Origin of the sequence: Halarchaeum sp. CBA1220 (assembly GCF_003721175.2) — an archaeon.
Taxonomy (GTDB): Archaea; Halobacteriota; Halobacteria; order Halobacteriales; family Halobacteriaceae; genus Halarchaeum; species Halarchaeum grantii.
Map to the genome: position 1 here is coordinate 1,680,637 of NZ_CP054707.1, position 25,318 is coordinate 1,705,954.

13 protein-coding genes are annotated in these 25,318 nt (G+C 56.9%); 4 read left to right on the forward strand and 9 right to left on the reverse strand.

What is annotated here, in order from left to right:
• Positions 1-3: 3 nt before the first annotated feature.
• The 5 genes from EFA46_RS09075 to EFA46_RS09095 form a co-directional block, all read right to left on the reverse strand.
• Positions 4-3,837: a hypothetical protein gene (locus tag EFA46_RS09075; protein ID WP_123076504.1), complete on the reverse strand. Its 3,834-nt coding sequence runs from the start codon at positions 3,835-3,837 to the stop codon at positions 4-6.
• Positions 3,834-4,454, reverse strand: a complete 621-nt coding sequence (locus tag EFA46_RS09080) for a BREX protein BrxB domain-containing protein (RefSeq protein ID WP_123076502.1) — start codon at positions 4,452-4,454, stop codon at positions 3,834-3,836. The genes EFA46_RS09075 and EFA46_RS09080 overlap by 4 nt, the downstream gene beginning before the upstream one ends.
• Entirely contained in the window at positions 4,451-8,197 is a 3,747-nt protein-coding gene (locus EFA46_RS09085; RefSeq protein WP_123076500.1) for a hypothetical protein, read from the reverse strand. The genes EFA46_RS09080 and EFA46_RS09085 overlap by 4 nt, the downstream gene beginning before the upstream one ends.
• Positions 8,197-9,033, reverse strand: coding sequence for a BrxA family protein (locus EFA46_RS09090; RefSeq protein WP_123076498.1), 837 nt, complete (start codon positions 9,031-9,033; stop codon positions 8,197-8,199). Before EFA46_RS09090 ends, EFA46_RS09085 begins: the two co-directional genes overlap by 1 nt.
• Before the next feature lie 1,860 nt (positions 9,034-10,893).
• Positions 10,894-11,274, reverse strand: a complete 381-nt coding sequence (locus tag EFA46_RS09095; RefSeq protein WP_123076494.1) for a hypothetical protein — start codon at positions 11,272-11,274, stop codon at positions 10,894-10,896.
• 670 nt (positions 11,275-11,944) lie between these two features.
• On the opposite strand from EFA46_RS09095, the gene EFA46_RS09100 reads away from it, so the two are divergent.
• Entirely contained in the window at positions 11,945-12,988 is a 1,044-nt protein-coding gene (locus tag EFA46_RS09100; RefSeq protein ID WP_148040666.1) for a hypothetical protein, read from the forward strand.
• A gap of 68 nt (positions 12,989-13,056) precedes the next feature.
• On the opposite strand, the gene EFA46_RS09105 is transcribed toward EFA46_RS09100, so the two are convergent.
• The 3 genes from EFA46_RS09105 to EFA46_RS09115 form a co-directional block, all read right to left on the reverse strand.
• Positions 13,057-15,909 carry an exodeoxyribonuclease V subunit beta gene (locus tag EFA46_RS09105; RefSeq protein WP_123076492.1) on the reverse strand — a complete coding sequence of 951 codons (2,853 nt, stop codon included), beginning with the start codon at positions 15,907-15,909 and terminating at the stop codon, positions 13,057-13,059.
• Positions 15,906-18,491 (reverse strand): PD-(D/E)XK nuclease family protein, encoded by a 2,586-nt coding sequence (locus EFA46_RS09110; RefSeq protein ID WP_123076490.1) that lies wholly within the window; start codon positions 18,489-18,491, stop codon positions 15,906-15,908. The genes EFA46_RS09105 and EFA46_RS09110 overlap by 4 nt, the downstream gene beginning before the upstream one ends.
• A gap of 246 nt (positions 18,492-18,737) precedes the next feature.
• Positions 18,738-19,583 carry a hypothetical protein gene (locus EFA46_RS09115; RefSeq protein WP_148040665.1) on the reverse strand — a complete coding sequence of 282 codons (846 nt, stop codon included), beginning with the start codon at positions 19,581-19,583 and terminating at the stop codon, positions 18,738-18,740.
• A 61-nt stretch (positions 19,584-19,644) separates the two neighbouring features.
• Here EFA46_RS09115 and EFA46_RS09120 point away from each other — a divergent pair, with 61 nt between their 5' ends.
• Positions 19,645-20,220 carry a hypothetical protein gene (locus EFA46_RS09120; protein ID WP_148040664.1) on the forward strand — a complete coding sequence of 192 codons (576 nt, stop codon included), beginning with the start codon at positions 19,645-19,647 and terminating at the stop codon, positions 20,218-20,220.
• Positions 20,221-20,263: 43 nt separating this feature from the next.
• Positions 20,264-21,643 (forward strand): PD-(D/E)XK nuclease family protein, encoded by a 1,380-nt coding sequence (locus EFA46_RS09125; RefSeq protein ID WP_123076488.1) that lies wholly within the window; start codon positions 20,264-20,266, stop codon positions 21,641-21,643.
• Positions 21,644-21,845: 202 nt separating this feature from the next.
• Here the strand turns inward: EFA46_RS09125 and EFA46_RS09130 are convergent, their stop codons facing one another.
• Complete coding sequence (locus tag EFA46_RS09130) at positions 21,846-22,367, reverse strand: ArsR family transcriptional regulator (RefSeq protein ID WP_123076486.1); 522 nt, start codon at positions 22,365-22,367, stop codon at positions 21,846-21,848.
• A gap of 108 nt (positions 22,368-22,475) precedes the next feature.
• On the opposite strand from EFA46_RS09130, the gene EFA46_RS09135 reads away from it, so the two are divergent.
• Positions 22,476-25,241 (forward strand): DUF5797 family protein, encoded by a 2,766-nt coding sequence (locus EFA46_RS09135; protein WP_255494056.1) that lies wholly within the window; start codon positions 22,476-22,478, stop codon positions 25,239-25,241.
• The last annotated feature ends 77 nt before the right edge of the window (positions 25,242-25,318 follow it).

Consider the following 25,318-nt stretch of genomic DNA (forward strand, 5'->3'; position numbering starts at 1 on the left):
ATATTATTCTTCGACCAAGACGATACTACCATCCTCTAACCCATCAAGACGATTCTTCACACTCTGAATCCGCTCCAACACGGTCTTTGATTCCGAGAGCAGCTCGTTCACACGGTCTTCACTCGGCCGCTCATCAGCATCGACAGCCGATGTAACTTCATCGGTCACGTCGGCGTTCGGAAGCTCCTGGCGTAGTTCTTCGGCGACCATCTGAAGTTCGGCCCACGCGTCGTCGTCTGCACCAGGTGGCTTCGGGTCATTGGCACGCTCGATGAGCTGGCGCACACGTCGCTTCGTTGGTGGCCGCGAAGAGGCGAGCGCAGTCTCGACCGCCTCGGTCGTCGGCGACTTTGGATGTTCCTCACGCAGTTCTCGTCCAGCTTCCTGTAGCTGCGACCACAGACTCGAACCACCAGTGTCGTCGAAGAGTTCGCGAACTTGCTCGTACGTCTCAGCCTGCTGGACGACGCTGGAGTCAACGAGGTCACGTTCCGACAGACTTCCGCCGTCCCAGGCAGTCTTGAACACGTCTTCCAGGTCGCCAAGCACGACGTCGTCGAACTCGTCAGTCGCCGCATCGACGATTCCTCGAACGTCCTCCTCGTTCGACTGGAGCCACGCACGCAGGTCGTCACAGATGGCGTCGGGGTCAGACTCAGTGGTGGTGTCCCCCGTAATCCGCCGGTACTGCGCTGACGTTTCGTCGACGCGGTGACCCGCTGCATCCTCAATCCGTGACTTAACCGTCGAAACGGTAGGGACGGTATCGCCTTCCGCCGTCGCACGCATGCTGGTGGTGATCGACGCGTTCGGATAGAGCGACGTCATCGTGTCCAGCTCATCACTGAAGCGCTCCCAGAGCGTCGTCCCGTCTTCCTCGACGCCGAAGAGCGCGCGAGCGTCCGCGAAGGTCTTCGCTTCCTCGAGTACCTGGTCAAGGACATCCTCACTCCCCAGGTCGGACGTGGAAAGCTCTTCACCGCTGAGGGCGGGTTCGATTGTCGACTCAAACGCATCGAGCGCTACATCGAACTCTCGGTTCACTTCCTTCAGCGTGCGTTTGACGGTCGCACTATTCTCATCTACCCACTCTCCGAGTTGACCCAACCACTCGTCCGGCCCGTCACCCTCTGTTTCTTCGTCGAGTACCGTAGTGACGAGTTCTCTCACCTTCTTAGGGTCAAGAATCTCGACGCCAAAGCGAACCTGGAGTGACGTCAATCCGCCCTTGGTCCGCACCTGCCGACCGATGGCGGCAGGGTCAGTCACGTACTCGGTGTCCTGCTTAAGCGCGACTGACTCGTTGGAGGTTGCGAGCGTGATGAGGAGCGCCGCGATCGACTCCTGGGGCGTCCCGCGGTAGTCCCCGTTCGAGGTCTGGGTCTGCTGAAGGAGCGTCTCGACGTCGACCGACTTCTGGGATTCATACTTCTCGATGAACTCGCGACACCACCCAGTGTCGGCAATCTCGGTCCTGGTGGTGTCGACGCCGAGCATGGCAGCGTCTGCGTCAGAGAGCGGCCACTCACTGCTGCCGCGGAAGAATTTCGCTATCGACTTCGCGTCGTCGACCTCGACGAGCGGTCGTGAGAGCGTCTTCCGAGACGAGCCGAACACCGTGTCGACCTGGTCCGCGATGACGTCGTCGAGTACGCTGGAGCGCGCGCCGCGATGTTCGTGTACCGTGTACACTGATGCATCTTCCAGAACCTCGGTCACCGACGATTCAAGACGCCGCTTATCGGTACGGTGCTCGCGCTCGAGTTCTTCATGGGACTCGGTCTCTTCGTCCAGCACCTGCCCCATCCCGATGACGTTGCGAATTCGCTCGAGCATCGTCTCGGGCACGTCGATGGTGATCAGGACGTGTTCACCACCGTCGCGGCCGTCGTTGATCTCCTGCCACGTCTCGACTTGGTCTGAGACCGTATCGTGGTCATCGGCCAGCACGCGAACGCGCAGTGCGTCGTACTCTGGAGACGGTGCCCGATCGACCGGTTCGAGGATAGAGTAATCGTAGCGAAGCGGAACGAGGCGCTCGTCGCCGACGTCGACCTCGTGGCGGCTCCCGTCGCTGCGGAAGAAATCGTCGTTCTCGCGCAGCCGGGTCTCCAGCCACGCGGACAGCTGATGCGGGGAAATCTTCGCGGCCTTGTCCTGCGCGCGACTGAGAATGCTCTCCTGCTCCTCGGAGACGAGCGTGTACACCTCGTCGCCCTCGTCGTTCGTCTCGGTGAGCACCTTCTGCTTGTCGACGAGGGTCTCTAGCCCCGACTCAGTTCGCTCAACGACGTCGTCGACAGACGCCGTGACGTCGTCGACCATCAGCCGACCGAGGTTCTCCGGTGTCGAGGGGACAGCCGGCGTCTGGTTCAAGAGGTAGAGCCCCTTCGCGAGGCGCACCTCCCACGCGTCTTCGTTGCCGTCGAACGTCGGGATCAGGGTGTTGTCGATTATCTCCTGAACCCACAGCGGGAGGTACGTCGTCTCCTCAACCAGCAGGTCGAACAGGACGTCCCACGTGACGAGCGAGCCCTCCTCTTTTGACGCCCACCCGAACTTGGTGAACAGCGACCGAACCAAGACAAGCAGTGCCCGACCCTGGATGTAGTCTCGGTCGGTTGACCGACCCTGCGTGATGAGTTCCTGCATCACCGCCCGCAGTAGCGACAGGTCGTACTCACGGAACGGGTAGGACTCGATCGGGTCTGGGTCCGCGCTCGTCACGGGGGCGTACGTATCGAGCGATAGGTCGGGCATCGACGCCACCAGCGACTGGACACGATCCGCCCCATCGGGATCTGACTTCTGGAGCCAGCGCTTCCTGACGATGATCTCGGTGTCAGCCCCTTCGAGCGGGACCTGTTGATGCGTCCAGTGATCCTCCGGAGGTTCACCGATGAGGCTCTCGCGCGTATCCGGGAGTGAATACTGGCCCGTCGTGACGACGACCGGGTTCGGACCGCGCTGGAGCGCTTCCATCGTCTCCTCGAACTCGCGGTAGCGATGGCTACTATCGCCGACGAAAAGCGCCACCTCGTCCAGACCCAGCAGCAGTTCGGTTCGTTTTCCCCCGTCGTTGAGTGAGTCCACCGCAGTCTCGACGCGTGAGACGAGGTCCTCGGGGTCGAACGTCTCGGGATCGACGTCCGCTTCCGCGGTTTCGATGGACGCTTTCACGCCCGAACGGCTGTCGAGTTCCGTCCCGGACGTCTCTGCCATCGCCGGCAACGCCTCATAGAGCCAGCTGCGGAGTGACGCCCGTTCAGCGAGTACGTCATCGAATGATTTCCCATCGTGCTCGAATTCCTGAAGCGACTCCCAGACGCCCTCGTACTCCATATCGAGCGTCCAGGCCCACTCGAGCAGCCAATTCGGGTCAGTCGGATACCCGAGTTCGCGGCCGATTGCCTCGAAGATGAGGAACGGAAGAGGTGGCTCTTTCGACGCATCACGGTCGAGGAGATTGAGGAAGACTGGCTTGAGCCGGTCGACGTGCGAGTCAGTGATGGACCGCTGGAGCTCATCGAAACCCGGCCACTTCTCAGCCAACCGATCACCGAGGTAGGCGAACTCGGACTCGTCGTCGGCGAGGAGACCGACCAGCTTCAGAAGGTGGGTCTTCCCGGATCCGAACGTCGCGTGGATGTAGAGGAACCGTGCGGCTTCACCGGGATGAGTCTGAATGACCTCGCCGAGTTCTTCGAGGACTCGTTGGGCGCTGGCTGTTTGGTGGAACTCTCTAACGTCGGTCTCGGCCCGTTCGCGGGCGTTGACTTTCTGTACTTCTTCGAGTTGTCGAGTTGGGTCGCTGTGGAAGAGGTCGCCGATGGTCATTGGAGATGCACCCCCTGAATCTGGCCGTCGATCTGGTGGGCCGGGTAGTAGTGTCGTGATTCACCGCCGAAGAAGCTCAGCTTCCCACCGACGACATCTCCAGGGAACGGGATGCCGATGGTGGACTTGACGTTCCGTCGGTCGAGTTCATCGAGTAGTTCTGACGCGCGCGTGAACGGATACAGACTGCCGAGGTTGAGGAGGAGAACCACGTGGCTCTGGGTCTCCAGTTGGGCTTCACTGAGTTCGTGTTCGACCATCTGCTGAACGAGCTCTTCGGCGAGCTGATCCTGCATTGTCTCCTCGATTCGCTTCCCCGGTGATGCGTCACCCCCGAGATCGGCCAGGGGTTCGCCCAAGTCGACCAGGAGCTTGTACACGTCGGTCTGGGGAAGTAGCTCGTCGAGCCAGATCGGCTGGACAGTTACCTCGTCGGGAATCTCTGGTTGTTCCATCCGGCCACCCGACCAGGTCTCCAGACGGTTCGTAACCTGGTGTTCGACTGCCGGGTCGACGGCGGCGATGACGAACGGGTTCCGAATCCCGTGCTGGCCCTGGGCGAAGGTACATAGTTTCTGCTTGAATTCGCGGTACGGCGACGAACTTGTCTGGCTCATCGAACAATCACCCCTTCGTCGGTCTCCTCGATCTCAAGGTCTCGCTGCTCAACGATTCGTTCCAACCGGCGATCCAGTTTCTGCCTGTCGGCGGGAACGATGCCGATCTGGTCAATGTCGTCGGGAGCGCGGTCACCGACAATCGCCGACAGTTCGTCGAGTCGATCATCCAACTCGACTGGGTCGTACTCGACTGCTTGCGAGAGTGGTTCTAGCTGTGCCATGTCGTCGGTCACGTCGACGATCACGTCTGCATCTGCATCGTCTGACAGCGTCGTAATGGCGTTCTCGACCGTTTCGTACCACTGCTGGAGATGACGCATCGGCGTGATGTACTCGCCCTCAAAGGCGATGTGGACGCCAGCAGGGAGGTCAGTCGCCGGAAGCACCCACGGATGCTCCTCGATACGATTGACGAGTTCCCGCAGGCCGCGTTTGTCAACAAACGACTCCCACGAGCGCTCGAGTTCGGGAGCGAGATCGGGTACCAGTTCGCTGGAAAAGGTACTCCATCCGTCAGTCGTCCACCACTCGCCGTCGAACGACGCGACCGCAGACGAACGCGCGGTAATCGCAGATTGGGCGTCCTCGTCAACCCAGTCGAACTGGCTGTCGCCAACCGTCAACACTGCGTCCAGCTGTTGGAGCGTCGCAAGGCGCCGGTTCCAGACGTCAACGACCTCCTCGATCCACTCCTGTGCCTCGTTCGTCTCGTCGATAACATCCTCGATGCCGTCGTCTTGGGACTTGACGATCGAGAGTCGGTCATCCACGTCTTCGATTCGCTCAGATAGCTCGTCAGCAAACGCGTTGAGTAGCGCCGTAACTTCGGCGGTTCGAACGTCAGTATCGACGACTAAGGAGACGTCTTCCTGAAGGCCGGTGAGTTTCGAGCGAATCTGCTGGTTGGCCGCCTGGAGATTGATGAGGCCGTCTGCGACGGTTTCGGTCGTCTCTTTGAAGCCTCCTTCTTCGAGAAGTTTTCCGAGTGGTTTCCGGGGGAGCAGTTTCAGTCGTGTCGTCGAGAGACTATCGAGGTCGAGGACGGCCTCGTCAGCCAGCGTGTTGCCGTCTTCGTCGACGGGTACCAGCCGTCCTTTTCGACAGAATCCCCAGATGATGGCGCAGAGTGCGGGTCGTGTCTCTTCGTAGAACGGCTTCTGCTCGATGATGCCGTCGAGGACCGTATTCATGTTGAGGCCCTCCTCGCGGTCCTTCAGTTGGCGACCAGTGAGCGACAGTACGTTTCGCTGGATTGTCTGCTTCCCCTGCTCTCCATTCTGGTTCGAGGCGGGTACCTGAATTGTTCGCGCCCACGTTGGCAGCGGCGCATCGCTGTCGAGTTCCCGTAGCTCTCGTAGTCGGCTTTCGTCGACCTGGAGCATCATCGGGTGGAAGTCGTCGGGATACGCGACATCGACCGCGACCTGAACCGCTTTTGAGAGACCGCCGATGTCCGTCCGGTCCTTCACGGTGTACGAACCGCTCATCATTGCGCTGGTCAGCTTGCTTCGGACGGCGCTCGCACGCTGTTCGAGGTCACGCTCGACTGCCGGTGGTGCGTCACGCGATGCGATCGCGTCCCGAAGCGCCCACCACTCGATTAGTCGTTTGCGTAAGTCCTGGAGCCCATCCGTGTCGATCTCCCAGTAGAGCGTGTCCTCATCGGTTTGTTCTGGCTCTGCATCCGGGCGCACGCCCTGGATTGCGACGTCAATATCCAGCCCGCCTTCAGATTCGATACTGGTCTCGAACGTCGTCCCGTCGAGTTGGAAGTGGTACGAAACCGGATACTCATCCCCGGACTCACCGTACGGGACTGACTCGGGGAGAGACAGGTCCTGAGTGAGGCGTTCCCAGAGGTGTTCGTCCAGCGTCTCGACGATTTCCACCCAGTCGGGATCAGCTTCGTTCTCCTCGGTCTCGTCGTAAATGAGGCGCTCCTCCTGTGTCGCGAATCGATAGCGGGGACCGCTCTCGTCCTGCGTTGGCCGAATGAACTTCTGAAGTCGATCCAGCGATTCCTCGACGCGATTAGTCGTGCTGATCCAGGACTGGCCGTTCAGGTCGTCCATCACGGCGACCGCGATGTTCCCCTCGTTCAGGGGGACGATTTCGTGGACGTGCTGGAGCAAGAGCACCGCCTTTGCGACGTCAAGGTCGAACTCCTGAATCTCACTCTCCTCGTCATCAACCTCGTCTGCGATGCCGGTCGTCTCTTCGGCGCCCTCGACGACACGCATGTCCTGCGAGAGGATTTCGCGCAGTTCGGGCTCGATTAGCTCGAAGAAGTCAACCAGTGAGACGATGTGATCCTCTTCGCCTTCGTCGATCCAGTTAATAAGTAACCCGTGCATGAGCGCGAGAATGGCCCGTGCAGTTCCCGAGAAGATGGACTTCGCTGGGTCGTTCGCCTCTCGACGGAGGTTGAACAGGATTTCGAGGAAGAGCGGCGCGTGGTACGGCAGGAACGGGTAGAACTCTTCGAGTTCCTCGTCGTCAATCGCATCGAGTGGTGGCTTCGTGTTCTGCTTGATCTCGTTGTAGACGAGCGATTCAGCCGGCTTCACATCGGCGTCAGCGAGGATTCGTCCGACCGCATCTTCCCCGGTCTCTGACTTCTGGAAGAGCCGCCGTTTGGCGATGTCCCCGACGTGCTTGCTCGGGAGTTGATACCGGTGGGGGAAACGGTCCTTGACGATACTGAAATCGGCACCGTGCGCCGCGAACTTCGGCTGGACGTCCTCAATCTTCGCCTGCGCCGTGGCGACGAGCTGAATGTCACCACCACCGATGTCGTCGACGTTTTCCGCAAGCGTCTGAAGCTCGGTGAGACGCTCGAAATCAGTCCCAATGAAGAGGCTGACTTCGTCGAGTAGGAGGACGAGCTTGACTGGTTCCCCGAGTTCCTCTTCCCGGGCCCGTCGGAGCGTTTCGAGGCGGCTGACGACCTCTTCGGGATCAATATCCGAGGGTTGTAGGTCAGTGTAGCCATCTCGCGTGCCCGTTACGTCTTCGAAGAGCTCTGGGAGTACGACATCGGAGAGCGCACTGTACTGCTGGATGTTTGTCCAGAGGCCCTCTTTCTCCCACTCGTATCGCGGTGCCTCCGGAGTCACTCCATCGACGACTGAGGCCGCTCGATCTTGTCGTTCAGGCCAGGCTTCGGTCGTCTGGTACCAGTCTTCGAAGTACGCGACGTCGAGTTGGGTGGACAGTCCAGTTGAGATACTGTCATCGACGCCGGTGAGGATCGGATTCTGGTGAGCGTGCCGAAGAACGATTTCACTGAAGCTGCGTTGCTTCTGGCCCTGATACTTCAGTAAGTTCACCGAGACGGGGACGACGTGGTACTCTGAGTGAACGCGTTCCCACTCGTCGCGCAACTCGTCGAGATCGGCTTCGGTTGACGTGTCCGGGACGAGATCGGTCCAGATGTCGTCGTAGCGACTCTGGAGCCACTCTGTATCCATCAGTCCATCGAGGACGGTCAGCAGGTGGCTCTTCCCGCTTCCGTAGTAGCCGTAGAGCCAGTAGTTCGACCCTGTGCGCATATCCTCCGTCTCACCGAGCAGTCGGTTGACGAAGTCTTCGAGGAAGCGCTGGGAGTCGGCCGTCACATGGTACGAGTCGATGGCTTGCCTTCTGTGGCGGTTCGCACCCGCAGACGAATCCTCGCGGTCAATTCGCACCGATTCCTCGAAGTCCTCGGGAAGGTCTTCAAACCACGTTGCGTCAACCATTATTCACCACCCTCTTGAGAGATCCAGGAGTACGGCTCGTCAGTTGGCCGCAGCTGGAGACTCCCGTGGAGTTCGACGAACTCCCATGCGCCAGTTTCAGCGGCTCTGTCGTAGAGCTCCTCCCACCGGTCACTCGGCTGGAACAGATACTGAAGTCCAACAGGTGACTCAACCCAGCCATCATCCCCCTCCTCGTACGAGTAGCCCATTGCCACGAGGAGTGGTGTGTCGCCCAACGATGGCGGGCTGCCGACGACGGTTTGCTGATCCTCTAGTACACCGATTTCGCGCATAACCGAGCGGAACCCTTCGCACCATCGCTCTATGGTTGAGTCAGCGTAGTCGAACGCTGACCCGTCGGCGTATTCGAACCGGTCCAGGGCAGTCGTGAGTGACTCGTTCGAGAAGTTGAGAGCGTCAGGCTGGCCTTCTGAGAGCCGCTGGACGTACTCATGGACGACGTAACGAACGAGCGCGTCATCCGCGACGAGATATGGATAGAGCACTTGCGCTTTGTCTCGCGACGTCGCACAGGAATCCAATACGCCGGGTAGATCGCGGGGGTTGGGAAGGCTGGCGGGTGCGTTTTGGAATCGCGACGTTAGGACGCGGTATATCTTCTGCGAGCTGCCCTTCGTGCTGCGATTCGCACGACGCTCCTCGAACCAGACCTCTTTCACCTGGTTCCAGTTTTCGTGTTCTTCGTACAGATGTGCGAGTTCCTCAGCTCGCTCCGGCAGGAGGCCGCACATGGTCAGATCCATGTTGACCTCGTCGTGAGAGAATGCGCGGGAGAGGGACGGTGGGTCCCGCCCGCCGTCCGGGAGAGCGCTCATACGATGGTGGAGTCAATCAACCTACTTTACTATTTGTCATCGGCGAGGTGAGGAATTGGGGGTGTCAATCAGGACTCCCCCACACCATATTCGAAATGATTTCTCCCACAACGCTTCCTGACCTCACTCCCTCCCTGTCCCACACGGGTTGGATCCTTCACAGAAATGGCATCGCCTTATTGGAGGCTGTAGAAACAGTATCTCGCATCTGCAAGTGTGCAGTAGGGCGCTTGATAACCACGATTTCAAGGGTATCGACTACTGGCCCAAACCGACCGTCTCGCATCTGTAGTTGCGTGTTAGCCGTTCTATTGGCCGAAAACCCTCATAACCATCAACTATCTAATATAGACACACACCCCGTCTCGCATCTGTAGATCGGTTTGAGAAGACGGGGGGAGGGGGTAAGGACGTTTCATAAATATAGTAGCGTCTGTAACTGATTGCTCATCTAATCGCACGCTGTCGTGCGATCGAGTGAGTGAAGACTTGCAAACGCTAGTATAGGCGCTTCGGATGGGTGGAGAAATTAAAAACGACTGATATGAACGCTGGTGCTGCTGTGTGGGTATGATTGTATTTTATGGTACAAGCAATATTTGCCTACTACTATCTTCTAGACAAAGCTAGTAGATATAGCATTACTTCGCAGTATCAACCCTTCAAACACCACCTAAGCAACGATCTCTATCTCGAACAACCGCGTTCGAACAACTGCACGCCCTGTCTATGAGGTATTTGCAGATGCGAGACGGTGTGTGTCTTCGAATTCTATCGACAAAATCCGACTGTATTCTCAAACCAGGTGTGAACTCCCCCTCCCCCTCTCACAGACAGACTTGCAGATGCGAGGTGGGGTGTGTGTCTTCTGGGTTTTGGGCATAAAGGGGTACATAGATCACTTCGACGGTGGTGTGTGGGTGAGCTGCACCGTCCACGAACGGGTTATTATGAACACTCGTCGTCGGGACCATCACACTCTAGTCAAGATGAATCCGTCCCACTACCCGGGGGTTCCGTGACAGTAGTGATTAGCACTGAGTGTAGCGCTAACCTTACTGCTAGCTACTGAAAATCGCGACGACCGTCGTGAAGACTTGAGCACCACCACCGATGCCGGCGGTATTGAACAACCGTTCTGAAGAGCATCGATGAAGCGATTCACCTCGCTGGAGCACATGTCAAATCTGATGGTAGAATTAGTCCTCTGTTGAATCAAACGCAGTCCCAGCCCATCCAGTCATATGGACTTGCAGACGCGAGATGGGGTGTGGGTCTACGTCTGTATCGTGCGGGGGAACGCCCCCGGAGTCGTACTTACCCAGACTCGGGGTTACAAGGGGCTAGTAGAGCCCCTTGCGAATCTTCTCTTCTGCGACTCGATACTCTCCTCGGGGTACTTTGTCCGCTTCTGACGGGGAGTATCCGAGTAGCTGATTGAATTCACACCGAGGGACGCCAACTTGCAGGAGTCGGTTGGCGAACGTCGCTCGTAGTGTCTGCGGGGAGACACGCTCATTGAGGGTGCATTCGCTAACCGACTTGACGCGCGCCGCTACCGATCGGGGAGTGATGTCGACTGCCCCATTTGCTTCGAAGAACTCCTTGAACCGCTTCACGCTGTGTTCTGAAAGCGGGATGGTTCTCCCGTTACCCGGGCCAGAGCCCGCGGTTGCGTTTTGTGGAACGTAAAGTTCCTGTTCCCCAGGATAGAGCCAGTTACGGCTCATCTCACTGAACTCCGTGTTGGTTAGTCCAGTGTGTCCGAGCGCATGCACGGTGAACCCGTGGCGGTTCGATTTTTCTTCCGCTGCCTCCAGTAGTTCGCTGTATCTGGAGGGGGGAAGCGGTTCGGGCGTTCTATCCATTACTGGTCACGAGCTTGTACAAGTTTGCTTCCGTCGGATCCTGGGCGTACTGCTGGAGGAACTCTTCCCCGTCCTCGACCGCGAGCTCATCCTCGATGTAGACCGGGACTTCGAACCGGCTTCCTGCTCCCCACGGATCCAGTTGTATCATGAGCTGTCGCACCTCGCCCGCGAGCTCAACCTCAAGCTCGTTCGAGATGTTGGTTTCTTCGTTGGTTTCGCCGTAGACCTTCATCACGATGGCCCCTCCCTCGCGCAGGGAATCCTTGGCCACCGCGATGGTTTCCAGCCCATCCTTCTCACTGAGGGGCGTGATGATCTCTTCCAGTTCGGTACTGCTGGTCGCTTCGTTCTGTGGCTCTGAGTTTGACATGGTAGTCACTCTCCGTCGAGCTGCCGCGATTTACGCTTTCGTCTCTAAGAACTCCTTCTCGCCGTTTCTCGGCGGTTCTATGCTACCTGACTTCGCCGCACCTGAGGTTTGGCGAGTTTAATAATACCTTTTTCGGTGGTTGGAATTTCACCCTCGAAATTCCAGGAAAATCTGTATTTTCTAAAATTCAATCTCGAATTTAGAACCTATTCTGGCTTAAAGGGTTTACATGCATTTCGGTCAAAGCTGAGAACCCGAGATGATTCTATAGTCAGTAACGCGGTACGTTCGAAAAGTGAGGGGGAATATTTCCGATTTTCACTCGAATCCACTATTCAAGGCTAACACGCTGTTTATCGGTGGTTGAGGGGATAGATAGTCACTAGATATTTCAGAATCAATTCAACCCCGGAATCAGAGGCAGATAATTCTCTGTGACTAATTCTGAATTTGCACTGTATTTCGATTGTCTACAGCAGACAACCGAAGTACAGTAGAATACAATCCCACGGGTGATTCAGAAAGCCATTCAAACGCAGTCTCAAGAGAGAGCGGTCTCACAGAGCCACTATCTCGACGATTGTACTCTTTATATTTGAACCTTTTCCGACACGACCCTTAATTGACCACCATACCCTTATTTGGATGTAATTCCTTCTGTCACCAGAGCGTGAAATCCGAATATAAGTTCTATCTTTTTGCAGTCCTCTCGCTCATTTCCGGTTTATCCATAGCAATAATAAACCGATCAATCCCCATCGCTCTGGTTTCTCTAGTGTTCGCTATTGGGTCTTCTTTCTGGGGGTATCGTACTGACCAACGGCTTCAGGATAAACAGGAAGTCATAGAAGAATTACTCGAGGACAAGCAGGATTTGAAGGAGGGTTTATCCAGGAAAAGTCGTCAGACCGCCCAATTCCGAGAAAAGCTAACCGATGAGCGTGAAGAAAAAGAGAAGTTGCGAGAGGCGAAGAAACAGAAGAATCGTCGACTCAGTAATCTGAAGAGGGCACTTCAACGAAAGGGAGTCGATACAGAGTATCTAATAGAGAAGTACGACAGGTCGCTATATGCACCCCTGATGGTTCTTACCCATTTCAGTGCGCCCAACAATAACTCAGAAGATGATGCTGAATTCATTACAGAGAATCTGAAGGCGCTGGATACAAAGATGCTTCACGGCTCTGCACGAATTGTCCCACCCCGAAACTTCGATCAAGATGTGCGAGCAAAAGGGGAGTTACGGGAGTGGTTTGACGAAAATGTGCTCGGTGGGCGAACTGACCTGACTCACAAATTGGAAGTAATATCGGTTATTGATATAACCAAGACCTTCGACCGGGACGCTTCTGAGAAAAAAGAAGGGCCGGACTTCAAAACAAATACCGTCAGCGAGTTGTTCGAAACGGATACCGTTATTCCGACTGAGGATCTCTTAGATATTCTCTCAAGGAGCAACCGGATTTCCTTAGAGCAAGAACTGCGAGAGAATATTGCTCTCCTTGTAGTGCCGAGTGCGTCGGAGCAGCAAATGGAGGAACTCGTGGATTCCCAAACATCGTTACAAGAATCGCTCGGCGACCTAAGTCAGATTGCAGAAACGCCGGTTGACGATATTAAAACAGCGTTTGCTCAACATGGTATCACAGATCCACAAGAGCTAGCTGAGGGTGCAAAAGAGGAGGCTGAACGGCTGAAGAAGGTTCTATCTTAACATATCTAAAATGAATGACCAATTAAATTTCTAAGAGCCTATCACCGGACAACAACTTATTGATCATCTCACATCGACGTGCCAGCTCTAAGGACAAGATCCCTAATCTCATTGAGTGCCATTGGCTCGATAGTCTGGCGACGACCTATCTCCGTGTACAGAATGCTAACTGTGATTTCGCGACTCGGGTAGACCTCACTTGCGACGTGGTAATAGACGCTGAGTTGCTTGCGGTATTCCGATTCACCGTGCCGACCACGGTCAGTCTTATAGTCGACTATCTCGACGCGGTTTGGCGTCAGGTGAACGAGGTCGACGATGCCCGAAATGGTCACACGCTCACCATTTACCGTAAGTGGAAGATAAGCGTCCTCTTCGACCAACAATTCGCCATCAAGGCTGTCGATGAACCGCGCTACGTTCGTTTCATCGACGTTCCGTGGCTCGACGTCCTCATCGAGTGCGTACGCCTCGGCGAAGTCGTGGACCTGCGTACCGAACTCGGTTCCCCGGCCGTCCTCAACGTCCTCGAAGACTTCGTCGCGCATGAGCGTGTGCGGAGTGTGACCTCGTGGCCCCTCTGGGACCGGCATCTCGACCTGGAGCGCAGTCTGTTCCGTCTCCTCTTGCGTACTCTCTGCAACTGCGGGAGTGACTGCCTCAACCTCGACTGGGAGTTCTTCGAGGAAGGTGTTCGGGTCCTCACCGGCGGTGAAGACGACGTGGCTCTCGGCGCGCGTGACGGCGACGTAGAGGAGACGGCGTTCTTCGTCGTAATTGCGTGGCAGGCACTTCTGGAGGACGTCGGCCTGCCAGTTGTCGTAGACGTGTGGCAGTCCGTGTGGTTCCTCCGAATACACTTTGCGCTGCCGCAAGCCAACAGGGTCGTCGTACCTGATGACGCCACCACCACCCCCGCCCGGCGGGAAGCGCCCGCTGTTCATGTTCGCGAGGATGATGATGGGGTATTCGAGGCCCTTCGTGGCGTGAATCGTCTGGACGGTCACCGAGTTCGTCCCCGCACCCGCGTGCACCTCGTGGGTACTCCCAGTCTCGATCGCTCGTTCGATGAACCGGATGAGGTCGCCACGCGTCTGTGTGGTCGCGTTGTGGACCGACTGGAGCGTGTGGAGGACGACGTCGGCCGTCGGGCCGTCGTAGCCGTAGCGAGCGAACACGCGCCGCGCGACGCCGCCCAGCGTCTCCATCTCCTCGAGCTCTTCGCGGAACGCGACCATGCTCTCGGGGTACGCCTCGCAGTCGAGGATGGCGTCGATCTCGTCGAGTGTGTAGCCGGCGCGCTCGAGCACGACCGCCCAGCCGCGGTCGACGTCGTCTTCGAGGATGCGCAGCCAGGCGAGCAAGAGCTTCGCCTGGTCAGTTCTGAAGAGCTCGATGCCACCCTCGTACGCCATCGGGAGACCGTACTCCTCGGCAGCCCTGAGCAACTCGCGACCGAAGTCACGGGTCCGCGTCAATACTGCGACGTCGCTATACTCGGGCACCCGGAGGCCGCCGTCTTCGTCCTCGATGCGGTAATCCTCGTTACTGACGATCTCCTGTATCTTCGCCAGCACTGCCTCCTGTTCTTCGTCGCTCTGAACCGCCTCGATGGTGGTGTTCTCGTGGTCTGCGTTCGACCGGAGCGAGACGATGCGGTCGTCGACGGCCTCAACGTCGACGTCGTCGCGGTTGGCCGCGGGGACGCGCAGGCCGTGTTCCGAGAAGTCCAGGATCTCCTGCGTGGAGCGGTAGTTTTCGACGAGTTCGATGGTGGTGACGGGACTCGTGGGAAACGAGACGCGTTCGTGGTCACTATTCAGTTGGTCGACGAACCGGCCGAGTCGGTCCTCGAACTCGACGATGTTGTCGACGTCGGCGTACTGGAAGCTGTAGATGCTCTGCTTCCAGTCCCCGACGACACAGATGTTGTTCGCGCCGGCGAGCAGGAGCGCGAGTTTGAACTGAATCTCGCTTGAGTCCTGAAACTCGTCGATCATCACGTACTCAAACGCGACCTCTTCACACAGCTCGTGGTTCTCGCAGAGCAGGACGAACGCGAACAGCTGGAGCATCCCGAAGTTTAGGAAGTTCCGCCGCAGCGCGAACTCCAGATACTCGTGGTAGACGTCGTGGACGAACGCCTTCAGTTCCGCCCGTTCCTCCTCGAAGACGAGTCGAGCAATATCGTCGGGGACTTGCTTGCCGCTGCCGCGAATCTCTGACTTCGCGGGTGCATCAGGCAGGTAGGTTTTTTTGCGGCCGTACCGGCCGAGTTTCGACCGAAGTAGCGACTGTTTGCTCCCGCCGTTCCGCGGTTCGTTCAGGTCGTCGAACTGCTGTTTGAACGCCGCAAAGTCGCCATCGAGATGGCGCTCACCGTCACGGTACCAGCCGTCGGCGTCGGGGAACACCCCCTTTGCGGCGAGCTGATTGATGAGCCCGAGCAGTTCGTCCGGGTTCGAGAGCGCGCGGAAGACATCGTCGTACTCGGGATGATCGTCGCTGAATCGGTCGATGAACTCGCCAAACAGCGCTTGTTCGACGTGTTCGTCCTCAATGATGCGCGTCGATCCAGTGATGCGGTCGTCGATGCCGAGGTAGGTTGGCGCGGCGTGCCCGTGCTCTTCGAGGATGTCGTGGCACAGCGAGTGGAACGTCTGGATCGGTGCGTCCGCAAGTTCCCGCATCCCGTAGTGACAATTCCCGACGATGCGCTCTTTCATCTCGCCGGCCGCGTTGTTCGTGAACGTCACAAGCAGGACGTCGTCAGGCTCGACAGCATCTTGTGAGACGATGTTGGCGTAGCGGCGCGTCACGGTGAACGTCTTACCCGTCCCTGCGCCGGCGTCCACGAGGTAGAGGCCGTCCGTGCTGTCGATGAGTTCCTGTTGCTGGTCGTTCGGTTCGAGGTCGGTCATCGCTCGCCCTCCAAGAGGAGGTCGCGGTTGTCCACGTAGCGGTAGTTCGGCTCGCCGCCGAGTCCCTCCACGGGGAAGCGCTCCTCACCAGCGCGTCGTCGATTCAACTCAGCGAGGCGCTCGTCGACGAACGCCTCGAACGCGTCGAGGTCGTCCTCGAAGAACGTCTGTCCTCGCACGCGCGTCAACTGGCGTATCGCCTGCTTGCAGCCCGATTCGACGTACTTGTAGTCGCCAACGCAGTCTTTCATTTGGGCAGTCAGCGTCTCGCCGAACGCCGAGTCGATGAGTTCGTCGCTGTCAGTTGTATCCGGGAGGGCCGTCTCATCGAACACCGTAGCGTAGTCCTCGTAATCCACCTGAGAGAGCGTCTTCTGGCAGTTGTTCGCGCCGTCCTCGACTAACTCGTCGAAGAAGGCCTCGGAGCGGGCGAACTCGTCGAACGGCATCGGATAGTACGCGACCGTCGTCAGCGTGTCGTCGAGGTCGGCGTCGCCAGTGACGACATCGTCGAGCGTCTCGAGGAAGTGGAAGAACGTGAACTCCAGGTGCTGGTCGGGGTACTGCGAGCGCCAGTGAGTGAGGTACAGCAGCGCCTGGAAGTTCGGTGAATCGCTCGGCGGGTCGAGCGCCGAATTCTTGACTACTTGGGAAGCGCTCTTGCGGCGGCCACTCTTGTGGTCGATTAGCCGCGACCGGGAGTGAATCAGATCAATCTTGCCCTTCAGTCCCAACTCGTCGTTCTCGAACCACCGTTCGGTGATGGGAGAGTCGACGGGTCTGTCGAAACGTTCGGCGAAGACGTTCGTCCCCCAACCGCTTGTCGCCGTGAGGAACTCGCCGTTGACCGGCCTGTTCTCGTCGAAGTACGCGACGATGGTCTCGAGGCCAGCGCGGTACTTCGTCTGTCGGGTCGCCTCGTCGACGGACCGGACGAACGGTCGAGTTTCTTCGAGGATGTGCTCCACGACGTCGTCGACGACGTCCTTGTCGACGAAGTCCGGGTGGTGGATGTAGAACTCGGCGAAGTCGTGGAAGAGGTTCCCCTCCTTGAAGTAGTCCTTATCGGGACCATCGACGAGCCGGCCGAAGAAGTGGTCGCGCGGCGAGTTGACGTACGTGCCGAGGCTCGACTGGCTAATCGTCGATACCTCGGTGGTGTTGGCGTCTGTCGGTTTCTTCTCGAATCCGCCACCAGAACGATCGAACTGTCGAGTGTGTGTTTCTGATTCGAGGTCTCTGAAGCGTTCGAACTCTTCGTCGAGCAGTTCCTCGAAGTAGAGGCACGGCGTCACCGGTGACCCTCCCTTCGCGTCCTGGACGAGGTAGTATTGGGTCGCCCCGCTCTGGAGGAGGAGCTGGAACTGCTGGATGTTGCGCGTGTACTGGGCGTCCTGATCGACCCACGGGCGTCGCGGCGCCGAGTGCGTCCAGTCCTCGTCCAGCCCCAGGTAGAAGACGACCGGGCGGTCGACGTAGGCAGCCGACTTCGCGTCGGCCAGCAACACACCCTCGTTCTCACGGTCGACCGGCACCTCGTAGCTCTGGAGGTAGAACACGAGTTGATCCACGGCGCGCTCGGTCGCGCGTGTATCGGCGATGCCCAGCGTCTCCAACTCCTGTCGGAACGCGTCGAGCCGGCGGTCTGCCCTGTTCTCGAATCTGTCGAGTGCTTCGGCGAACGTCCGGTTCTCGATGCGGTCGCAGAAGTCAACCACCCAGTCCAGTTCGCGGTCGTCGAGTTCGTACAGCCGCTTCTCGTCGTGCTCGACGTCCAGCGAGACGTCGAGTCGTGCGAGCAGCGGCCGAATCTCGCCGACGCGAGTATCGGTGCCGCCGTGCGCAGCACGAAGCAACTGGACGAACGTGCGATGGTCGGGATGGTCGACGAACCCGGGCCCCCCGTAGAACGGGATGTCCTCAGCCTCGAAGGCGGACTCGATGAGTGCAGAGAATTCACTCCCCTGGTCGAGTACGACAGCAACGTCGTCGGCGTTCTCCTCGGTAACCGCGTCGACGACGGTGTCGATGATCGCTGTCGAGGAGTCGAAGATGTGGAACGGGGGTCGGTCGAACTCCTGCTCATCGAACGTGTCGTACGTATCGTAGTCGTCGGGGAGAATCGAGCGCTCCAGTTGGGTCAGCTGCTCGTCGCCGACGACGGCGACGTCATGATCGTCGTCGATGCGATACTCGGTGAGTCGCTGCGAGGTCGTCTCGAGGTTGGCGATGTGCTCGACGGTTTGGCGTGTGGCGTCGTCGACGTAGGCGTCGTAGTCGAGAATGGCATCGAGACGGCCGTGGTGTTCCCAGCACTGCAGGATGTTCCCGATGGCGTAGGCGCTTCGCTTCCAGTCCAAGTCGGTCTGTTCGACGAGTTCGAGGAAGGCGATGCGGTCCTCGGCTTCTTCGCGACGCCCCGCAGCGAGACGACGTGGGGTGATCGCGAACGAGCCGAGATGTGGCTTGTCGATACGCCGGTTCAACGCGCTGGCCAGCGGCGCGTCTGGGACCACAACGAGGTCGTACCCGGCGACTTCCTGGTAGAGGTCGTCGACCGGTTTGGCCCGAGGAAATGACACGACAGAAAGAGACAGTTGTCAACTAATAAAGTTTCATAGAGGGGTATGCGATGATTCCACGTTACGGTCCGGGCTGCTGTATTTCGGTGAACTCGCCAATCTCGTACAATCGGCGTCCACCGGAATGAATTGTTTCAGACTGTAACCGAAGTGGTCCTGTTTAAATCTCAATCGGTGACTAGTTTCAGCAGCCGTGCGGGATACATGGCGCGTTCAATACGCCGGTGCTTGTTGGGCTCACTAGTTTTACGAAATGATGGAGATGAATTCATTGCCAGACAGGTTGAGCCGATGTGGTTTCTTAAATCCACCAAGGAAACCGGTTTCTCTGTGTGAAGCCGTCGTCAACACATTCAATCGATTTTCCGTGTCCTCGGTAAAGGCGTGACCACCTGGCACGGTTTGGCTGATTGGGTAGGCCGTTTCCAATAATCCGCCTGGCTTCGTTCCATCAACGATCAAGAGGTTGGGATCTATTGTTCCGCTGGCTTGGTATCGCTTTACGTGGGCGTTCGCTGAATTGGCCTCTAATTTCTCTACAATTTCATGCCGGGTATCATCAGGGAGTGCCGAACGGGGCACACGGTCGTCATCGTTGAGCGGGGGGTTTTCCGGAAGCAGCTTAGCAAAGTCGATGATTTCGTTGACTGTAAAGTAGCCGATGATGTATCGATGTGGTGTGTTTGACGTCGGGTCTGTTAAGCCAGTGTAGAAGGCGACAACATCGTCTTCAGTGGCGTCCAACTGAAGTAGTTGGTTCCTGTTATTGGTCTTGACTTCACCGTATGTGAGCGCCGAGAAGTTCGGATCATGATGGAGGGGGTGTTTTTCGAGTTCTGTACCGGTGCGTATTGCCCCGTCGGAACTAGGTTGGATTTTATCAAGTGCACCCGCCAAGGGTTCGTCACCTTCGGGGGTCTCCGCAAGAGAACCGCCCTTGGGATGTCGGGCGACCGATGCATACGTCTTACTCTCCGTTGAGTCGTGAGCTTCAGGTATTGGAATGTATTCGAAAGTGCCGTCCTCGTATACTGTTGGGTAGGGGTCGGAATTAGTATCGTCAACTCCCACTCCGATTATGGCTACTGTCATTCGCGGCTAAGATGAAACGGACAATAAATTAATGTTCATGTGGTTTCCAACATCTGTCAATATGTCAAATTCTGACACCAGGCCTAAAGGCAGAGTTATCCGGTTTATTCACGCTGGCACGAATGATCTGCCACTCAGGGACATCCCAGGACAGAACAAGACAGAGCCATATCTTGAGTATGGCCATGAAAATGGCCTTAATGAGAATGGCCGCATCGTTGCCGCAGAGAATTACTGCGCTGAATGTTATCAAAAGGCCGTACAGAAGGTAGTCAACCAAGATGAGGATTATCTCTTCTTAGCAACCTATCCAAAACAGAGTGGGAGCGAAGCAGTTGAAAACCAAATTGTAGGATATATTGAGAATGAGGGGAGCGAACCAATTGCTGAGGATCACATCGCTGTGTTTGGTGAGGCGAGGTTTGTCTCAGTCACCGATGGGTTGCCGATGAGTGAACTCGGGTACTCACCTTCAAAAGGACCAGTCGGTGGATGGGGAAGAACCCTTGACGAAGCTCAAACCGAAACGGTGCTCAACCATATTGAAGGGCAGACAGATGTCACCCAGGACTGCCTAGATATGGTGTTAGAAATGGAGGACGCCTCCAAGAGCGGCAACAGTACAAGTGGCTGTTAAGCAAGTATGGTTTAAAGGACCTAGCCACCAAATCCACCACCCTATGTCTGAGGACGTCCCGGAACTTGATCCTGGAGTCCTGGAAGCGTTCATTGAGGAGTACCTACAACTCGACCGCAAGGTTCAGCAGCCTGAAGGTCTGTATTCCATCCTTTCGGGGCCCCGAGAGAAGCAGTACCAAGATAGTCTTCGGTACTTTCTGGATCCGCAGAGACCCCATGGATTCGACGAGACACTACTGGAGGCCTTTCTGGAGTGTCTCAACGTTCACCACCACAATCTCCCGGGCCAGCACGTCGAACTTGAAACTGAGGTGCAAATTGCCGATGCCGGCTCTGATGGTCGTATCGACCTGATGATCTGTGGGGGTAGCGCCCTCAGCGATCATCCACAATGGGGAGTCTTCCTCGAACTGAAGGTCGGCGCCACAGAAGGACAGAACCAGACACCGACCTACGCCGAGGCTGACCGGTGGAACTTCAGCTGGTTCGACTCGGACGAGGTAATTGTCGATCGACTGACTGACACCGATTACGCGTACCTCAAGCGCGACAGTGCCGACGATGCGACTGCCGATAGCTTCCGGTCGGTGGCCTGGAAAGACCTCGTTGACGAGTTCGACCGCCAACTCGAGAGTTCGTTATTCGACTATCCGCATCGGAGCGTCGTGCAGTTCACCGATTTCATACAGTCACTCAAGGAGACCGAACACATGGACTCACCATTCGACGAATCCCAGCTCAGCGAGCGACTCGACCTCTACTTCGAGTACAGTGATCTCATCGAGCAAGTCGAGAAAGCAAACAGCCAGTTCGAGAGCGATTTCGAAGACCTCAGCAAGTACCTCCGGTCCAACTGGGAGGCCAGACTCCGTGACTCATATGACTTCGAGGCGTCGGGATGGCTCGTCTCGCCGTCCAGCAACCCGAAGTGGCAGGGTCTGCTCCCCGCCTATTGGAACCAGGACCCACTCAACAGCGACAGTACGATTCGACTCTACTTCCGGCACTCGCCGACGACTGACTCCCTGCGGAACCGCACCCTCAGCTTCAGACTTCGTCTCCCTCCACAGCGACACGTCCACACGACCCCCCAGAGCGGCGGCCGGTCATTCAACGACGTGTTCACTTCCCTGGCGTCTACCGAGTATGCGGACCAATTCGGCGACGCGCTCGCGGCGGTAGACGTCGATGAGACGCGCCTGGGCAGTGCGTCCGAACTCTGTTCGAAGGAATACCCACTTGACCCGCAGAACCTGGCCGGGTCGTATTTTGCGCAACTCGACGCCGCCGTCGGAGAGTTTTGCGTCGACAATCCTGAGCTTCTGACTGTCCTGAACGAAGTGTTCGAACAAACCTACCAGACGGTCTTCGAAACAGAGCCAGCAGGCGAATTCCCAGGCCAACTCCAGCCCAAAGGGTAGCGGCCAATCGTGACCACCCGTATGATGGGAGCTTCACGCGCTCATTCGCCTCAAGTATGAACACTCTTCTATATCATCTAAGGGGGTCCTTGCTTCTCCGATCGGGGGGTGAAGCACTCAGAGCGATATTGAGTTTCCGCCAAACTCCTTGATTCCCGCTATACTTCCTCTGTGGGCCGTATTAGCGATCTTGGTTAAATAGCTATTCAGACGATCGGTAATGGCAACCGTATCGGGTGTAGTTCTCGATGGCTTCCTTAATTATGCCGAGGCGGTGGGTAACGAGTTTCCAGTTATTCACAGTTTGGAGAACGGCACGCGTCTCGTCGGCGCTATCTGTCGTAGCGGCGCGTTCGCGCAGCTCGTCGAGAGATTCGACCTCGTAATCACCTTGCCACGTCTCGATCTGGTCTCGCAGCTCGGACTTTTGACGAACGAGAGCGTCTCGATCATATTCCTCAAGCAGGTCGCGAACCGCCTGCGTCCGCGTGTAAAGTGGATCTGGTGAGTAGCGAGTTAACCCCTCGTCGTCACTTTTGAGGAGGATCCCTAAGTCAACGAGTCGTTCGAGATGCGCTCGTGCTGTTGTTTCCGCGACTTTCGCTTCACCCGCGATATAGGATACTGGGCGAGGTTGAGACAGGGTATTCGCGACAGACCGTACTCTGTCAAATGCGCTTGTTTGCTCTGACCATGCTTTGGTCCCAGGTGATTCGTCGGTCATAGTTATAGTATAACCATCAAATCACATCATTTCTACCCACCATACTTCTGACACTGCGAGTTACCCTCGACATAATTGTTAAATACCTGTCTAACACTGGTGTGTGTAGTGGTATCAATCGCTCCGGAGTACCGCGATTTCGAGGAATACGCGAGCGACCGTCTATCCGATAAATCAACACTAGAACAGCTGCTCTTAATGGATAGCGAGCTCGCCAATTACGTCCATCTCTCACGGTATATCGGTCCAATACACCCAGTAGACCTCCCGGATATGCGAACAGCGTACGATGAACGGTTCTCTGACTTCATTGAAGAACGGCTCAGTAGCGTCAGCGAACACTCGACTTCTCAGCCCGAAAACACGGAATTTGCTCAATTCCGTGAGAGTATCGCAGAACTGAACAAGGAACTTGCAAACCAACACAGCGACTCTGTTGACGTCCTTTCTGAGTCGGCAGAGCGCCTTTTGACGAAACGTTTGCGCCGTCAAGGATTGGACCCGAGCCAGATGGAACTCGATCACATGAGCCGCGATGGGACTCTCTATATCCTTGAACTCTACGCGACCGCCGTCCAACAAGAAGTATACGGTGATTCGAATCTCCTCTCGGAACTCCAGAGCGCTGTTGACGAGTATAACGAGCTCAATCATGACGACCTCATCGACTCGCTAAAATATCCGGTATTGATGGTCTCGCTGTGGAAGAACCAGCGAGAGGGACTCAAGGAATGGCTCTCTGCGGGTCGACACGGTGTTCTCGAGATGGCCACCGCAACGGGAAAAACCGTCGCAGGAATCGGCGCTATAGCGCACCTGTGCGGGGTTCTCCCGAATCACGACCTCGATGTTTGGGGGGCGGACGAACGAACAGAAGATGCATCTATAGCTGTCATCGCGCACTCGAATGCGATCCTCAGCCAATGGGAGCGCGAAATCCGCGACCTCCTGGGATTGAACGTCGCTGGCGCAGATACGTCCGGCCAGCCCGATACCCTCAATTTCTCGACCGGCACAATCGAATTCCATACAATCCATTCCCTCCAACCGAGATACGGCGGCCCTCCCGACAAAACGTACGACCTCGTCATCTGTGACGAAGCCCACCACTACTCGAATACCAGCGAGGGTGGCTTCGGTGCGGCATTAAACCAGATTCAGACCCAGGCACTTCTTGGATTGTCCGCAACGCTCGGTAGAGAGGGTGGGAAGAAGCGCCAAGAGCTCGAATCTCTCCTCGGTGACGTCGTCTACACGTACTCTGTCGAGGACGCCCAGGAAGACGGAATCATTCCGGACTTCGAATGGACCGTGCATCCGACGCCGCTCGAGGCGTCTGAAGCGGATGAGTGGGAAGAAAAGACGAACCGAATTACGGACCTGTTCAAACAGGTTCGGTACTCCGACCGCTCTACCCGGGTACTTCGGAATCTCGATGTCCCATTCACAGAATTCCAAGACTTGGGCGATTTCATTCGAGCACACAAGGCAGCGAACATCGAGCGAGACACTGTCCCGGACTCGTGGGAGAATCTCCACGCAGCGATTATGAGCCGGAACATGATCCGGCATCGATCGCGTCCGAAGCTTGATGCCGCAATCGACCTCGCTGAGGAGTATCTAACCGCTGATGGAGACGGTATCAAGATCGTGATGTTCACGATGAACATCGATATGGTCGAAGAAATCGAATCCCAGCTGTCCCGTGTTTGTGACGACGTCTACGCCGTTCACAGTAAGGTCGAGTCCTCGACCAAAAAGAAAGACCGAACTGTTCGGAAACGAATCGACCGGTTCAAATCCGCTGACAACGGTGTGTTGATCGCGCCGAAACTACTCGACGAGGGGATCGACGTTCCAGACGCAGAAGTTGGAATCAATGTCGCAGGAACGAAAACGGAACTCCAACTCATCCAGCGGATGGGGCGGATTCTCCGACGGCACGCTGACCAGCGCCCACACTTCCATCACTACGTTGCGGTTCCCGAGGAGCAGCACTTGGATGGTATCGACGACAAGGCATTCGCCCAGCAACTCCACTGGGTTCGAGAGCTCGGGGAGAGAATCAGCCAACAACCTGACTTCGAATCGGCTGCAATCGACCCGGAAATCATCAACCGCGCGAAGCGCCGCGGGAACGAACTCTGGGCGGAGGAACTCGCTGAAGAGGAGTCTGTCGAAACAATCGATGGGCCGCTAAACCTCCAGGAGATTATCGACTCGATCTCGGTCACCGCGGCGAATGTACTGCTCGACTCACTATCTTTCGACAGCCAAAACCTATCCGAACAGCAGTGGGAAGAAGCGATGCAGACCGTTCGCAGCAAAACTGCACTTGCGCCGAGCAACCTCCAGCAACTCTGGTGGCTGTATCCGGTTTACCAGGACGATCCGATCCAACTCAAGCGCTTGCTCACCGCTGCTCGTGAAAAGCAGACGAACATCGAGTCGCTCGATATAAGCGGTTCTTCGAGTGATACGGCGGGCAGTTCTCTGGATACAGATTCACCCTCCTCAGATGGAGAATCCAACTCCGGAGTCAAGGCGCCGCCCGACTCGAATGCAAAATACACGACCGGGAAGAACAACACCCAGTTAACTAACGATAGTGAGTCTGGGGATACCGGGTCAGAGGGGACCACTATCGAACACGACCTAAACGAGCAGGACCTCAAGCGCATTCACGAAATAGGGTCTATGGCACCAACGAAGAACGCGGAACTGTGTTCGAGGTGGGGGTACGACTCAGGGTCTGAACTCTACGGCTACCTCAGTAATACCCTCACAGAATACTTCGAACGGAACGAAAACGGGCTCATCGTCTTGAACGACGCGGGCGAAAAGCTCGTTTCCGTTACGACACCGCCAACCTGAACCCGAGAGCAGTCGACCTCTAACAACGTGCGGCATAGAGTTTTGAATACAACTGGATCTCGAAGAATAATTTCTTG